This is a genomic window from Caulobacter sp. UNC279MFTsu5.1 (assembly GCF_900114015.1).
In the GTDB taxonomy this organism is placed as follows: domain Bacteria; phylum Pseudomonadota; class Alphaproteobacteria; order Caulobacterales; family Caulobacteraceae; genus Caulobacter.
On sequence record NZ_FORN01000022.1, the window covers coordinates 45,988 to 58,596 of the forward strand.

The window sequence follows — 12,609 nt, forward strand, 5'->3', positions numbered from 1 at the left end:
GGGCCGCCATGTTCGACAAGGTCCTGATCGCCAACCGCGGCGCCATCGCCTGCCGCATCATCCGTACACTGAAGGCCATGGGCGTGAAGTCCGTGGCGGTGTTCAGCGACGCCGACGCCGGCTCGCTGCACGTCTCCCTGGCCGACGAAGCCGTGCGCCTGGGCCCCGCGCCGGCCGCCGAAAGCTATCTGCGCGCCGACCTCGTCCTGGCCGCGGCCAAGGCCACGGGCGCCCAGGCCATCCACCCCGGCTACGGCTTCCTCAGCGAAAACGCCGACTTCGCCCAGGCCTGCGAGGACTCCGGCGTCGCCTTCATCGGCCCGACGGCGGACAACATCCGCGCCTTCGGCCTCAAGCACACGGCCCGTGACCTGGCCCAGGCGCATGGCGTGCCGCTGGCGCCAGGCACCGATCTGCTGGTCGATCCGGCGGCGGCGCTGGAAGCAGCCGAGCGCATCGGCTTCCCGGTGATCCTGAAGGCCACGGCCGGCGGCGGCGGCATCGGCATGCGGGTCTGCGAAACCGCCGAGGCGGTCGAGGAGGCCTTCGCCGCCGTCCAGCGCCTGGCGACCGGCAATTTCAGCGACAGCGGCGTCTTTCTGGAGCGCTACGTGCGCAAGGCGCGGCACGTCGAGGTGCAGGTGTTCGGCGACGGAGCCGGCAAGGTCGTGGCCCTGGGCGAGCGCGACTGCTCCCTGCAGCGCCGCAACCAGAAAGTCGTCGAGGAGACCCCCGCACCCGGCCTGCCCGCCACGACGCGCGCGGCCCTGCTGGACGCAGCCGTGCGCCTGGCCCAGGCGGCCAACTACCGTTCGGCCGGCACGGTGGAGTTCCTCTACGACGCCGACCGTGACGATTTCTTCTTCCTGGAGGTCAACACCCGGCTGCAGGTCGAGCATGGCGTGACCGAGCAGGTCACCGGCGTCGACCTGGTGGAATGGATGGTGCGTGGCGCGGCCGGCGATTTCGCCTTCCTCAACGCCCCGCCGCCCGAGCCGAAGGGCGCATCGATCCAGGTGCGCCTCTATGCCGAGGATCCAGCCCAGGACTATCGGCCCAGCTCCGGCGTGCTCACCCAGGTCGCCTTCCCGAACGGCGTCCGCGCCGACGGCTGGGTGGCCGACGGGACCGAGGTCAGCGCCTTCTACGACCCCATGCTGGCCAAGCTGATCGTCACCGCGCCCGACCGCGCGACAGCGGTGACGTCCTTGCAGCAGGCGCTGGACGAGACGCGCCTGGCCGGTATCGAGACCAATCTCGACTGGCTGCGCGCCGTGGTTCGCAGCGCGCCGTTCGTGACCGGCGAGGTCTCAACACGCGCCCTGGAGACCGTGGCCTGGACGCCCGACACCATCCAGGTGCTGAACGGCGGCCCGGCCACCACCGTGCAGGACTGGCCGGGTCGCCAGGGCTATTGGAACGTCGGCGTGCCCCCGTCAGGTCCGATGGACGCGGTCTCGTTCCGGCTGGGCAACCGGCTGCTGGGCAATGGCGAGGACGCCGCCGGGCTGGAAATCACCGCCCTCGGCCCGACCCTGAAGTTCAACCGTCCCGCCATCGTGTGCCTGACCGGCGCGCGCTTCGACGCCCGCCTGGACGGCGCGCCCGTCGAGTCCTACGCGCCCTTGGCGGTTCAGGCCGGCCAGGTGCTGAAGATCGGCCGCGCTCTGGAGGCGGGACTGCGGGGCTATCTTTTGTTCCAGGGCGGTCTCGACGTGCCCGCCTATCTAGGCAGCCGCTCGACCTTCACCTTGGGCGGATTCGGCGGCCATGCCGGACGCAACCTGACCGCCGGCGATGCGCTGCGGGTGTTGGAGCCGGCCGGCGCGAACGCCGCCCCGGCTCTGGCGAACGATCTGCGCCCCGAAATCACCAAGACCTGGACGATCCGTGTCCTGCCCGGCCCGCACGGCGCGCCGGACTTCTTCACCCCGGCCGACGTCGCCATGATCGGCGGTACGGACTGGAAGGTGCACTACAACTCCAACCGCACCGGCGTGCGCCTGGTCGGCCCCAAGCCCGAATGGGCGCGGCGCGACGGCGGCGAGGCCGGGCTGCACCCCTCGAACATCCACGACAACGCCTACGCCATCGGGGCGGTCGACTTCACCGGCGACATGCCGATCATCCTGGGTCCGGACGGCCCGTCGCTGGGCGGCTTCGTCTGTCCGTTCGTGATCATCCTGGCCGACCTCTGGAAGGCCGGCCAGCTGGCGCCGGGCGACACGGTCCGCTTCGCCGTGGTCGACGACGCCTCGGCCGTCGCCGCGTTGGAGGCCCAGGAGGCGCTGATCGCCGATCTCGGCGCGCGGTCGTCTTTGCCTGTCCCGCCGCCAGCGGACGATCAGGCGAGTCCCATTCTCCGCGAGCTGTCCCAGGACGGCCACCGACCCCGGGTGCTCTACCGCCGCCAGGGCGACCAGCACCTGCTGGTCGAGTATGGCCCGATCGTGCTGGACCTTGAGCTGCGCCTGCGCATCCACGCCCTGCTGCTGGACCTTCAGGCGCAGGCGCCGGAGGGCGTGATCGACCTGACGCCGGGCATCCGTTCGCTGCAGGTGCACTACGACAGCCGCCGCCTCACTCAGGCCCGACTGCTGGAAATCCTGGTCGCCGCCGAGGACCGGTTGGGCGGGCTGGACGACTTCGAGATCCCTTCGCGTGTCGTCCATCTGCCGCTGAGCTGGAAAGACCCGGCGATCTACCAGACCATCGACAAGTACATGCAGGCCGTCCGTGACGACGCGCCGTGGTGCCCCGACAACATCGAGTTCATCCGCCGGGTCAACGGGCTCGAAAGCATCGAGGACGTCAAGCGGATCGTGTTCGACGCCCGCTACCTAGTGATGGGTCTGGGCGACGTCTATCTGGGCGCGCCGGTGGCCACGCCGGTCGACCCGCGCCACCGCCTGGTGACCACCAAGTACAACCCCGCCCGCACCTGGACCCCGCCCAACGTGGTCGGCATCGGCGGGGCCTATATGTGCATCTACGGCATGGAAGGGCCGGGCGGCTACCAGCTGTTCGGCCGCACGATCCAGGTGTGGAACACCTGGCGTCAGACCGAGGCCTTCACCGACGGCAAGCCCTGGCTGCTGCGGTTCTTCGACCAAATCCGCTTCTTCCCGGTCAGCGCCGAGGAGCTGACCGAGTGGCGGCGCGACTTCCCGCTGGGGCGCCGCCAGATCCGCATCGAGGAGGAGACCTTCCGTCTCTCCGACTACCGCCGGATGCTGGCCGAGGAGGCCGACGGCATCGCCGCCTTCCAGGCCACGCGCCAGGCCGCCTTCGACGCCGAGCGCGCCGACTGGGAGACCAAGGGCGAATTCGCCCGCGTCGAGGCCCTGTCCGGCGTCGCGGACGCCGAGGAAGAGGCAGCCGCCGTCGAGATCCCGCCGGGCGCGGACCTCGTCGAGGCCCCGCTGGGCGGCAACGTCTGGAAGGTGCTGGTCGAGCCTGGCCAGCGGGTCGAGGCCGGGGCGGTGATCGCCATCATCGAGGCCATGAAGGCCGAGTGCGACATCTCCACCCCCGTGGCCGGAGTCGTCAGCGCCGTCTACGCCCTACCCTCGCAGTCCATCGCCGCCGGCGCGCCGGTCATCGCCGTCACTCCGGATCTGGAGGTCGCCGCGTGAGCTTCGAACGCCTGTCCGTCGAAGCCATCGCCAAGGCCGTGACCGGCGGCGCCAGCGCCGTCGAGGTCGCCCGGTCCGCACTGGATGCGGTCGCCGCCTATGACCTGATCCAGCCCCAGGTCTGGACCCTGCGCCTGCCCCCCGAGGCGGTCCTGGCCCAGGCCCGCGCCGTCGACGCCCGCATCGCCGCCGGCGAGAACCTGCGGCTGGCTGGCGTTCCGTTCGCGGTGAAGGACAACATCGACGTCGGCTCCTTTCCGACCACCGCCGCCTGCCCCGCCTTCGCCTACACCCCGGACCGCTCGGCGACCGTGGTCGAGCGGCTGGTCGCGGCCGGGGCGGTGCTCGTCGGCAAGACCAATCTCGACCAGTTCGCCACGGGCCTAGTCGGCGCGCGCAGCCCCTATGGCGCGCCGCGCTGCGTTTTCAACCAAGCCTTCGTCAGCGGCGGATCCAGCTCGGGTTCGGCGGTCGCGGTCGCCGCCGGCCTGGTCGCGTTTTCGCTGGGCACCGACACCGCCGGTTCGGGCCGGGTGCCGGCAGCGTTCAATCACCTGGTCGGCCTCAAGCCCAGCAAGGGGCGCTGGAGCGCGCGCGGCCTGGTCCCCGCCTGCCGGTCGTTGGACTGCATCAGCGTCTTCGCCGCCGACCTCGCCGGCGCGGCCCTCGTGGACGAAGTTCTGGCCGCCTTCGATCCCGAAGACGACTATTCCCGCCGCGGGCCCGAGACGCCGCTCGTTCTGGCCATGGGCGGTCTGCGGTTCGCGATCCCGCGTCCCGAGCAGCGCATCTTCCTCGGCGATAACGAGTCCGAGGGGCTCTACACGGCGGCCGTCGCGCGGTTGGAGGCCGTCGGCGGCGTCCCCGTCGAGGTCGACATCGCACCGCTGCTGGACGCGGCCAAGCTGCTCTACAGCGGCCCATGGGTCGCCGAGCGGACCGCCGCCGTCGAGCCGCTGCTGCGGGCGGCGCCCAGCGCCATCGAGCCGACCGTCCGCGCCATCGTCCAGGGCGGCCTGGCCGTCACGGGCGTCGAAACCTTCAAGGGCCTCTACGCCCTGGAGGGCTACCGCCGCGCAGCCGAGGCGATCTGGGACGTCGCCGACGTGCTCTTCCTGCCGACCGCGCCGACCATCTACCGGCTCAAGGAACTCAAGGCCGAGCCGCTGGCGCTGAACGCCAATCTCGGCCTCTACACCAACTTCGTGAACCTGCTGGACCTGTCCGCCCTCGCCGTTCCGGCCGGCTTCCGCGCCGACGGCACGGGCTTCGGCGTGACCCTGGTCGGCCCCGCCTTCGCCGACCGCGCGCTGCTGGACCTGGCCGCGCACTATCTGGAGACCTTCCCCATGGCCGACACGCCCCCGCTGGATCTGACGCCCCACAAGCCCGGCGTGAAGCTGGCCGTGGTCGGCGCGCACCTCTCCGGCATGCCCCTGCACTGGCAGTTGACCTCGCGTGAGGCCCGCCTCGTCTCGGCCACCAGGACCGCGCCAGCCTACAAGCTCTACGCCATCGCCAACTCGACGCCGCCCAAGCCGGCGCTCGTTCACGTCGGAGACGGCGGCGCCTCGATCCTGGTCGAGGTCTACGAGCTGGACGTCGAGGCGTTCGGCAGCTTCACGGCTGAGGTCCCGGCCCCTCTGGCGATCGGCACGGTGACCCTGGAGGACGGAACCTCGGTGAAAGGCTTCGTCGCCGAGCCCCGCGCCCTGAACGGAGCCGCCGACATCACCGCCCTGGGCGGCTGGCGGGCCTACATCGCGTCGCTCAACGCCTAGAGCGTTTCCCGGCCTGACGGCGTCAGGTCAGGCGCTCTAGATCTTTGTTTTAGCGTATTTTCTTCACGCGAACCGGCGTCCACTTCGCTTGAAAATGCTCTAGCGAAGCGCCAGTCGAGCCCCATCGCCAGAAAGGTGAAGGTCGTCGACCAGCCGATCAGGATCAAGCCGGCCAAGGGTTCCAGGCTCGCCACTAGGCGCAGCGGCCCGATGGGATAGACGTCGCCCACCCCCTGGGTCGTGAACGCTTCGATCGAGAAATAGAAGAACTGGCTGGCGCTCATGCGCGCCGCGCCGACAAAGGTTCCCAGGCGCAGCCAGCGCTCGCCCAGCGCATAGCCCGCGGCGAACACTCCGGCCTCCACGGCGTGGGCGGCGATCAGGCCGAAAATGATCATCAGAACCTTGAAATGACCCGAGGCGCCCGCGGACCGCTCCTGCCAGGCCGACAAGGCCAGCAAGGCCTGAAAGTGGATGGCGACGGCCGCGGTGATCAGCAGCAGCGCCAGCAGCAAGGCGCAAAGATCGGTCATTGAACGCGCTCCGCACAGCGACGACGAGACTGCATGCCGGTCGGGCCAAATTGCGACGCCGGACGCTTCGGACCTAGTCCTTCCCCAGTCCCGCCAGCGCCTCCGGCCCCACCGCCCCAGACTTGTCCAGTGGGAAGTCGTAGACCGCCGTCGCCCCGTAGCGGTGCGGTGCATGCGGGTCACGGCGGCGCTTGTCGAAGGCCAGCACGCGAGTGCCCAGCTTGAAGGCCTCCTTGATGTCGTGGGTGACCATCATGATGGTCAGGCCGTTGTCGCGCCAAAGGCCGGTGATCAGCTCGTGCATGTCCAGCCGCACGCCCGGATCCAGGGCTCCGAACGGCTCGTCCAGCAGCAGGATGCGGGGCTTCTTGATCAGGGCCTGGGCGATGGCCAGACGCTGCTGCATGCCGCCCGACAGCTTGGCCGGATAGAGGTCGCCGCTGTCGCCCAGCCCCACGGCGGCCAGCATGGCGTCAGCCTCCTCCAGCGCCCTGCGGCGACGCGCGCCCGCCAGCTTGCCCAGGAACGGCGAGCCGGCGCAGTCCAGGCCAAAGACGACGTTGTCGCGGGCCGACAGGTGCGGAAACACCGAATACTTCTGGAACACCACGCCACGATCAGGCCCCGGCTCGGCGCGCAGTTTTTGGCCATCCAGGTCGATCGCGCCGCGCGTCGGCGCCTCCTGGCCGATGATCAGCCGCAGGAAAGTGCTCTTGCCAGCGCCCGACGGGCCGACGATCGAGACGAAGCTGCCCTGGGTGATCGACAGGTCGATGTTCTCGAGCACGACCTTGTCGCCATACTCCACCCACACATTGCGAAAGGTCAGCAGGTTGGCCATCAGCGCCCCCTCGCCGGATAGGCCCACGGATAGGCGCGGCGGGCGACCAGCCTCAGCGCTACATCCATCGCCACCGCCAGGATCGAGATCCAGACGACGTAGGGCAGGATGATGTCCATCGACAGATACCGCCGGACCAGGAAGATGCGGTAGCCCAGGCCCACGTCGGCGGCGATCGCCTCGGCCGAGATCAGATAGACCCAGGCCGGGCATAGGGAGAGCCGCAGACTGTCGATCAAGCGCGGCATGGCCTGCGGCAGAGCCACGCGCAGGGCCAGTTGCCAAGTGCTGGAGCCCAGGGTCTGGGCCTTGACCAGTTGCTCCTCGGGAATGGCGGCCACGTGGGCGGCCAGGTCCCGGACCATGACCGGCGTCACGCCGATCACGATCAGGGCGATCTTAGCGGTCTCGCCCAGGCCAAAGACGATAAACAGGATCGGCAGGACGGCGATGGGCGGGATCACCGCGATCGCCGCCACCAAGGGTCCCAGCTTGACCCGCAGGATCGGCAAGAGTCCCAAGCTCAGCCCCAGGACCAGGCTGATCGCCGTGGCGAGGGCGAGGGCCACGCCGATGCGCTCCAGGCTAGCCAGGGTGTCGACCAGCAGCGGCGCGTGACCGGTCAGCGGATCGACCTTGGCCATCAGTTGCACGGCCTCGACCATGGCCCGAGGCGTCGGCAGCAGCTTGTCGCGCGGGTTGTCGGCGTGACGGGCCTGCGACGCCATCAGATAGACCAACGCCGCCACCAGCAGCGGGAGGGCCCCGAGCAGGACCGCGAGACCGCCCCGGGGTCTGACGTTCAACAGGCGCATGATCGCTCGTCGCTGAGAAATGAAGGACGCGCGTCCGCGCTCTGGGCGAAGACGCGCCGGTTCCTAGAGCTTGCCGTCGACCGCCTGCTGCACGTAGCTGGGATCGAAGCGCAGCTTGACGTTCTTCGGGTCGCCCAGGGTCTTGCCGCCCGGGAAGCTGATGCCGATGTCGTCCACCGACTTCGCGCCCTGTCCGAACAGGCCCATGCTGAAGCTGAACTTGCGCACGCGGTCGTTGGCGGTGACAAGATCCGGGCTGACCGTGGCGGCCAGGGCCGACTTCGGGTCAGCATAGAGATGGGTCGTCTTCAGCTGGCCTTCGAAGCTGGCCAGATCCGCGCCCGACAGCTTGGCCATCTGCTCGCGCGCGGCCTTGCCTTCCGGCGTCTGGGCCACGGTCAGGGCCATGGTCTCGTACCAGATGCCGGTCAGGGCCTTGCCGAGGTTTGGATTGGCCTTGAGGGCGTCGGTGCTGACCATCAGGCCGTCCAGGATCTCGCCCGGGATCTTGGAGCTGTCGAAGACCTCGGTCGCGCCGGGCATCTTCTTCACTTCCGACAGCTGCGGGTTCCAGGTCACCAGGGCCTTGGTGTCGGCCGCGCCAAAGGCCGCGACGATGTCGGCGTCCGAGGTGTTGACCGTCTTGACGTCGCTCATCTTCAACCCGGCCTTCTCCAGGGCGCGGGCCAGCAGGTAGTGCGAAACCGAGAGCTCGACGAGATTGACCGGACGCCCCTTCAGGTCCGCCAGACTGGCGCCGTTCTTCAGCACCACGCCGTCGTTGCCGTCGGAATAGTCGCCGATCATCACCACCGTGGTGTCCTTGCCGGCGGCGGCCGGCACGGTCAGGGCGTCCATATTGGTGGCTGTGACGCCGTCCAGCTTGCCGGCCGAGTACTGGTTCAGCGACTCCACATAGTCGTTGATCTGCACCAGCTCGATCTTCAGGCCGTACTTGTCGGCCCACTTCTTCACGATGCCCGACTGCTGGGCGTAGGCCCAGGGCATCCAGCCGGCATAGATGGTCCAACCGATCTTGTATTCGGTCTTGGCTGCGGCGGGGGCGGCCGCCGGCGCGGCGGCCTTGTCGCTGGTCTTGGGCCCGCACGAGGCCAGCGCCAGGCAGGACACGGCCATGGCCGCCATGAAACGCTTGCGGTTGAACAGGACACTCATCAGCGGCTCCCTCCATGTTCGCTGACCACAGAGAGTTCCATATTACGATTTCACGCAATCGTAATACCGAGAGCAATCCCGACGCCGCCTGAAATTCCCCCGAAATGCTGAAAAAGCAGGCCAGCCCGGACCTTGGCGCCCGAATCCCGCGCCCCGTAGGGTTCAGCCGTCATCCCCGCGTGACGCGTGGTTGCGGGGCGCCTTTGCGGGACCATCATGAGGCGAACTTCAGGAGGCCCTCATGATCCGCAAGTTCGTGATCGGCCTGAGCCAGACCTTGTTCTCCTGGCTGTCGGTCCGCGCCGGCCGGTATTGGGCGCACTAGCAGCGGCGTTGTTCGCAAGACGGCTGGCTTGAAAAGCCCGGTCAACGGCAGGCGCAGTGTTTCGTTAGACGGCAGGCGTCTCGCCCCGCCGTTCAATCAGAGGGCGGCGATACGCCTCAGAGCGGCCAACATGCGCTCCGTCTCGAAATCTCCGAGGGCGTCGAGAACCTTGCGGCCGTGCTGGTCGTGCGCGACCTTGGCCTTTTGCAGCAGTGCTTCGCCTTCGGTGGTCAGGGACAGGGCGTAGGCTCGACGGTCGCCCGGAACAGAACCCCGCCGCACCAGTCCTCGGGCTTCCAACTGGTCGATGATGGTCACCAGGTTGGGGCGCTGGATGCGCAGGACCTCGCCGATCGCGCGCTGCTGCAGGCCAGGCGTGGCCTCGATGACGAGCAGCACCGACAGGTCGGTGACGCGCAGGTCGAAGGGTTTCAGGCCCGCCAGAAGATCCTTGAACACCGCCACCTGGGCCAAGCGCAGCAGAAACCCGACCGTGGTCTCCAGGCCGCCCAGCGAAACGTCCTCGCCCATCGGTTCCTTGCGCTCGGCCGCGTCGATCATTCCGGCTTCTCTATCGTTGTCGCGGTCTTGGTACCACGTCGCGCGGATTCGCGCCGGCCGCGTCGAGTGACACTCGCGCAACAAGGTTCTTCGAACATCGACGCCTTCAGCATTGCCGATTGATCGCCGCATACATTCATGCTCTGAAATAATTAGTACTCATAACAAAATGCGTGTTGCCGGCGAACTCTCGGGGGCTCGCTGAGAAAACATCGACGTACGAGGAGGAAACAGATGCCCAGGAATGGGACTATCTCCGGCCGCCTGCGCGCCGGAGGCCTGCTGGTCTGCGCCGCCGCCGGCGCCCAGATCGCATCGCCCGCCTTCGCCTCCGGACAGTCCGAGGCGCCCGCCGTTCAGATCGAGGAGGTGGTCGTCACCGCCCGCCGCCGCGAGGAGCGACTGCAGGACGCCCCCGTCGCCGTCACCGCCCTGGCCGGCGAGGCGCTGGAGAGCCGGGGCGTCGACAGCGTCGACCAGATCGCCAAGTTCGCGCCCAGCATTCGCTTCGACGGCGCGGCGGCGCTGAGCGGCGGCAACTACAACGCCACCGTCTTCATCCGCGGCGTCGGCCAGAACGACTTCGCCATCTTCAGCGACCCCGGCGTGGGCGTCTATGTCGATGGCGTCTACTACGCCCGCTCGATCGGCGGCACGCTGGACGCCTTCGACGTCAGCCGGATCGAGGTGCTGCGTGGACCGCAGGGCACGCTGTTCGGCAAGAACACGATCGGCGGCGCGGTGCTGATCACCACCGACCAGCCGAAGAACGAGCTCGGCGGCAAGATCGAGGCTGTGACGGGCAGCTACAACCGTTTGGACGTCAAGGGTCACGTCGACATCCCGCTGAGCGAGAAGGTCTCGGCCCGACTGTCGGCCGCACGCCTGACCCGCGACGGCTATGGCAAGCGTCTCCTGGCGGGCGACGACCTGGGCGACCGCAACGCCACCGCCGCCCGCGCCCAGCTGCGCTGGGAAGCATCCGACGCGGTGACGGTCAGCCTTTCAGCCGACTACACCCGGGCGCGGGAGCATTCGGCGCCGCAGAAGCTGCTGGTGATCGGCGCGGTCCCGGGATTCGCAGTCGGGCCGTTCATGGCCAATTTCAACACCTATGTCGCGCCGGGCCTGGGGATCACCGCGCCGAACGGGGCCAAGTCGCTGAACCCTTCGTTCCTGACGAACAGTCCGTTCACGACCTATGGCACGGGTCCGAACATCAACGACCTGGACCTGTGGGGCGGTTCGGCCACCGTGGACTGGGATCTCGGCGGCGTCAGCTTCAAGAGCATCAGCGCCGTGCGCGGCCTGAAAGCGACCTTCGCCCGCGACGGCGACAACACGCCCTTCACCTTCCGCGAGACCTTCAACCACGACGTCCAGGCCCAATACAGCCAGGAATTCCAGCTGAGCGGCCAGTCGTTCGGTGATCGCCTGACCTGGGTGACCGGCGCCTACGCCTTCCGCGAGCGCGGCACGGACTCCGGCTACGCCAAGTTGGCGCTCGGCCTGGCGCCCGGCGTCTCGCCGCCGCCCTACAGCCCCTCGGCGGCGGTCTACACCAAGGTGACCAGCACCACCTACGCCCTGTTCGCCCAGGGCAGCCTTACCCTGACCGACCGCCTGAGCGCCACGGTCGGCGCCCGCTACAATCGCGACGAGAAGGCCTATGTGCTCGACCACCGCCGCATCCGCGACGGCGGCGTCATCGCCAAGGTAAGCCCGAGCGGATCGTGGAATTCGTTCACGCCCAAGGTCGGCCTGGAATTCAAGGCCACGCCCGACGTCCTGCTCTATGCGTCGGTCGGAAAGGGCTTCAAGAGCGGCGGCTTCAACGCCCGGCCGCTCAACGACGCCAGCGAGGTCACCGAATATCAGCCCGAGACCCTGCTCACCTACGAGGCCGGCGCCAAGACGGCCTGGCTGGACCGTCGCCTGATCCTCAACGTCGCCGGCTATTTCAGCGACTACCAGGACATCCAGGTCACGGTGAACCAGACGCCGCGCAACTTCGTGGCCAACGCCGCGGCGGGCGAGGTCAAGGGCGTCGAGGTCGAGCTCCAGGCCAAGCCGACCGCCAACTGGAGCTTCAACTTCGGCGGCGGCTACATGGACGCCAAGTATACCGAAGTCGGCTCCGGCTTGGCCGCCGGGCAGGTGCTGCCGATCACCTTGGCCACCCACTTCGTCAAGGCGCCGAAATGGACGCTGAACGGCGGTGTCGAATACGGCCACGAACTGCCGGGCGGCGGCCGCCTGACCGCCCGCGTCGACTGGACGCACTACAGCACTGTCTACAACGACGTGGCCAACGATCCCGCCCTGACCCAGCCGGCCTACGACCTGTTCGGCGCGCGACTGGCCTACGCCTCGCCGGACCGGACGTGGCAGGCGGCGCTGTTCGGCACGAACCTGTCGGACGAGCGCTACATGGTGTCGGGCAACGCTTCCAGTGGCTTCGGACTGAAGGAAGCCAGCTTCGGTCGTCCGCGCGAATGGGGATTCAGCTTGAGCCGCAAGTTCTAGGATCCCCCTGAAGAACGCTCTTGATGCGCCCGATCAGCCCTTCAGGCTGGCGGGCGCACATTCCCGGTTCCAGCGCCGGCCAACGCCACCGCCGCCAGCACTTGCCGCGCGTTCGATGCGTCCGCGCCTTCCGCCTGGAAGGGCCGCTTTCCGACAACTGTGCCGAGGCCCGAAGGCTTCCAATCGGACAGTCTGAAGATCAGGCAAGTGTTCGATTACGGACACTGGCTCTACGGTCGAGAGCCAAACCTGCCCCTCGGATCGAGACCTGATCACGAGGCTAAGGCAGACGCGCGCGCCGCGACAAACTAAAGCCATCCGGCCGACGGCCGCGAAAGTTGCGCGCCAGGATTTGACCCGCCCGGTGCGTCAAACCAATGTCACCCATTGGAAGGAGCCTCCATGGATTCGACGAT

8 protein-coding genes are annotated in these 12,609 nt (G+C 68.4%); 3 read left to right on the top strand and 5 right to left on the bottom strand.

The window, feature by feature from the left end; all coding sequences use genetic code 11:
• Positions 1-8 precede the first annotated feature (8 nt).
• Together uca and atzF are read left to right on the top strand one after the other, a co-directional pair.
• Positions 9-3,635 carry an urea carboxylase gene (gene uca / locus BM066_RS13950; RefSeq protein ID WP_089928853.1) on the top strand — a complete coding sequence of 1,209 codons (3,627 nt, stop codon included), beginning with the start codon at positions 9-11 and terminating at the stop codon, positions 3,633-3,635.
• Positions 3,632-5,416 (top strand): allophanate hydrolase, encoded by a 1,785-nt coding sequence (gene atzF, locus BM066_RS13955; protein WP_018061154.1) that lies wholly within the window; start codon positions 3,632-3,634, stop codon positions 5,414-5,416. The genes uca and atzF overlap by 4 nt, the downstream gene beginning before the upstream one ends.
• On the opposite strand, the gene BM066_RS13960 is transcribed toward atzF, so the two are convergent.
• The 5 genes from BM066_RS13960 to BM066_RS13980 all read right to left on the bottom strand — a co-directional run bounded on the left by BM066_RS13960 (position 5,413) and on the right by BM066_RS13980 (position 9,667).
• Positions 5,413-5,931, bottom strand: a complete 519-nt coding sequence (locus BM066_RS13960) for an ion channel (RefSeq protein ID WP_255367586.1) — start codon at positions 5,929-5,931, stop codon at positions 5,413-5,415. The genes atzF and BM066_RS13960 overlap by 4 nt on opposite strands.
• 91 nt (positions 5,932-6,022) lie before the next feature.
• Entirely contained in the window at positions 6,023-6,790 is a 768-nt protein-coding gene (locus BM066_RS13965) for an ABC transporter ATP-binding protein (RefSeq protein WP_026176406.1), read from the bottom strand.
• Positions 6,790-7,605 carry an ABC transporter permease gene (locus BM066_RS13970; protein WP_089928858.1) on the bottom strand — a complete coding sequence of 272 codons (816 nt, stop codon included), beginning with the start codon at positions 7,603-7,605 and terminating at the stop codon, positions 6,790-6,792. The genes BM066_RS13965 and BM066_RS13970 overlap by 1 nt, the downstream gene beginning before the upstream one ends.
• A gap of 63 nt (positions 7,606-7,668) precedes the next feature.
• Entirely contained in the window at positions 7,669-8,781 is a 1,113-nt protein-coding gene (locus BM066_RS13975) for a putative urea ABC transporter substrate-binding protein (protein ID WP_089928860.1), read from the bottom strand.
• A 421-nt stretch (positions 8,782-9,202) separates the two neighbouring features.
• Positions 9,203-9,667, bottom strand: coding sequence for a MarR family winged helix-turn-helix transcriptional regulator (locus BM066_RS13980; RefSeq protein WP_089928863.1), 465 nt, complete (start codon positions 9,665-9,667; stop codon positions 9,203-9,205).
• Between the two features lie 234 nt (positions 9,668-9,901).
• Here BM066_RS13980 and BM066_RS13985 point away from each other — a divergent pair, with 234 nt between their 5' ends.
• Positions 9,902-12,193, top strand: a complete 2,292-nt coding sequence (locus BM066_RS13985) for a TonB-dependent receptor (protein WP_089928866.1) — start codon at positions 9,902-9,904, stop codon at positions 12,191-12,193.
• Positions 12,194-12,609 lie beyond the last annotated feature (416 nt).

Bases quoted from the DNA above. Each gene is read 5' to 3' on its own strand.
- uca (WP_089928853.1), top strand. From the start codon at position 9: ATGTTCGACAAGGTCCTGATCGCCAACCGCGGCGCCATCGCCTGCCGC.
- BM066_RS13965 (WP_026176406.1), bottom strand. From the start codon at position 6,790: ATGGCCAACCTGCTGACCTTTCGCAATGTGTGGGTGGAGTATGGCGAC.
- BM066_RS13970 (WP_089928858.1), bottom strand. From the start codon at position 7,605: ATGCGCCTGTTGAACGTCAGACCCCGGGGCGGTCTCGCGGTCCTGCTC.
- BM066_RS13975 (WP_089928860.1), bottom strand. From the start codon at position 8,781: ATGAGTGTCCTGTTCAACCGCAAGCGTTTCATGGCGGCCATGGCCGTG.
- BM066_RS13980 (WP_089928863.1), bottom strand. From the start codon at position 9,667: ATGATCGACGCGGCCGAGCGCAAGGAACCGATGGGCGAGGACGTTTCG.
- BM066_RS13985 (WP_089928866.1), top strand. From the start codon at position 9,902: ATGCCCAGGAATGGGACTATCTCCGGCCGCCTGCGCGCCGGAGGCCTG.